2 rRNA genes are annotated in these 2,463 nt (G+C 54.0%); both read left to right on the top strand.

What is annotated here, in order from left to right:
* Window positions 1–2,130: ribosomal RNA gene (locus tag C722_RS0123330) — 23S ribosomal RNA — on the top strand; the annotation flags it as partial.
* A 157-nt stretch (window positions 2,131–2,287) separates the two neighbouring features.
* Window positions 2,288–2,403 (top strand): 5S ribosomal RNA (gene rrf, locus C722_RS0123325).
* The last annotated feature ends 60 nt before the right edge of the window (window positions 2,404–2,463 follow it).

Raw genomic sequence — 2,463 nt, 5'->3', positions numbered from 1 at the left:
TCGGAGTGAAAGGCTAATCAAGCTCGGAGATAGCTGGTTCTCCTCGAAAGCTATTTAGGTAGCGCCTCATGTATCACTCTGGGGGGTAGAGCACTGTTTCGGCTAGGGGGTCATCCCGACTTACCAAACCGATGCAAACTCCGAATACCCAGAAGTGCCGAGCATGGGAGACACACGGCGGGTGCTAACGTCCGTCGTGAAAAGGGAAACAACCCAGACCGTCAGCTAAGGTCCCAAAGTCCTGGTTAAGTGGTAAACGATGTGGGAAGGCTTAGACAGCTAGGAGGTTGGCTTAGAAGCAGCCACCCTTTAAAGAAAGCGTAATAGCTCACTAGTCGAGTCGGCCTGCGCGGAAGATGTAACGGGGCTCAAACCAGGCACCGAAGCTACGGGTATCACCTTTGGTGATGCGGTAGAGGAGCGTTCTGTAAGCCTGTGAAGGTGAGTTGAGAAGCTTGCTGGAGGTATCAGAAGTGCGAATGCTGACATGAGTAACGACAATGCGAGTGAAAAACTCGCACGCCGAAAGACCAAGGGTTCCTGCGCAACGTTAATCGACGCAGGGTGAGTCGGTCCCTAAGGCGAGGCTGAAAGGCGTAGTCGATGGGAAACGGGTTAATATTCCCGTACTTCTAGTTACTGCGATGGGGGGACGGAGAAGGCTAGGCCAGCTTGGCGTTGGTTGTCCAAGTTTAAGGTGGTAGGCTGACTGTTTAGGTAAATCCGGACAGTTAAGGCCGAGAGCTGATGACGATCCTTCTTTTAGAAGGAGAAGTGGTTGATGCCATGCTTCCAGGAAAAGCCTCTAAGCTTCAGGTAACTAGGAACCGTACCCCAAACCGACACAGGTGGTCGGGTAGAGAATACCAAGGCGCTTGAGAGAACTCGGGTGAAGGAACTAGGCAAAATGGCACCGTAACTTCGGGAGAAGGTGCGCCGGTGAGGGTGAAGGGTTTACCCCGTAAGCTCATGCCGGTCGAAGATACCAGGCCGCTGCGACTGTTTATTAAAAACACAGCACTCTGCAAACACGAAAGTGGACGTATAGGGTGTGACGCCTGCCCGGTGCCGGAAGGTTAATTGATGGGGTTAGCGCAAGCGAAGCTCTTGATCGAAGCCCCGGTAAACGGCGGCCGTAACTATAACGGTCCTAAGGTAGCGAAATTCCTTGTCGGGTAAGTTCCGACCTGCACGAATGGCGTAACGATGGCGGCGCTGTCTCCACCCGAGACTCAGTGAAATTGAAATCGCTGTGAAGATGCAGTGTATCCGCGGCTAGACGGAAAGACCCCGTGAACCTTTACTGTAGCTTTGCACTGGACTTTGAGCTTGCTTGTGTAGGATAGGTGGGAGGCTTTGAAGCGTGGACGCCAGTCTGCGTGGAGCCATCCTTGAAATACCACCCTGGCAACCTTGAGGTTCTAACTCTGGTCCGTCATCCGGATCGAGGACAGTGTATGGTGGGCAGTTTGACTGGGGCGGTCTCCTCCTAAAGAGTAACGGAGGAGTACGAAGGTGCGCTCAGACCGGTCGGAAATCGGTCGTAGAGTATAAAGGCAAAAGCGCGCTTGACTGCGAGACAGACACGTCGAGCAGGTACGAAAGTAGGTCTTAGTGATCCGGTGGTTCTGTATGGAAGGGCCATCGCTCAACGGATAAAAGGTACTCCGGGGATAACAGGCTGATACCGCCCAAGAGTTCATATCGACGGCGGTGTTTGGCACCTCGATGTCGGCTCATCACATCCTGGGGCTGAAGCCGGTCCCAAGGGTATGGCTGTTCGCCATTTAAAGTGGTACGCGAGCTGGGTTTAGAACGTCGTGAGACAGTTCGGTCCCTATCTGCCGTGGACGTTTGAGATTTGAGAGGGGCTGCTCCTAGTACGAGAGGACCGGAGTGGACGAACCTCTGGTGTTCCGGTTGTCACGCCAGTGGCATTGCCGGGTAGCTATGTTCGGAAGAGATAACCGCTGAAAGCATCTAAGCGGGAAACTTGCCTCAAGATGAGATCTCACTGGAGCCTTGAGCTTCCTGAAGGGCCGTCGAAGACTACGACGTTGATAGGTCGGGTGTGTAAGCGCTGTGAGGCGTTGAGCTAACCGATACTAATTGCCCGTGAGGCTTGACCATATAACACCCAAACAATCTGACCGCGGTCAGAGCGTGAGGAAGACGACGCCGAAAACGGCGCGTGGGTTCGCAAGACCCAAGACGAGTTGTCTACTTCGATCACCGACCCAATTGGGCCAGCCAGGTAGCTTCAACGCCTGACCAGCCAACCGAATTGCTTGACGAACATAGAGCATTGGAACCACCTGATCCCTTCCCGAACTCAGAAGTGAAACGATGCATCGCCGATGGTAGTGTGGGGTTTCCCCATGTGAGAGTAGGTCATCGTCAAGCGCCTAACACCCAGCACCCCCGCTCAGTTCACTCTGGCGGGGGTGTTGTCTTTGGGGTCGG

The sequence above is a fragment of the Pseudomonas sp. 313 genome, assembly GCF_000316965.1.
GTDB classification, from domain to species: domain Bacteria; phylum Pseudomonadota; class Gammaproteobacteria; order Pseudomonadales; family Pseudomonadaceae; genus Chryseomonas; species Chryseomonas benzopyrenica.
This window is presented reverse-complemented; position numbering and strand designations above follow the sequence as displayed.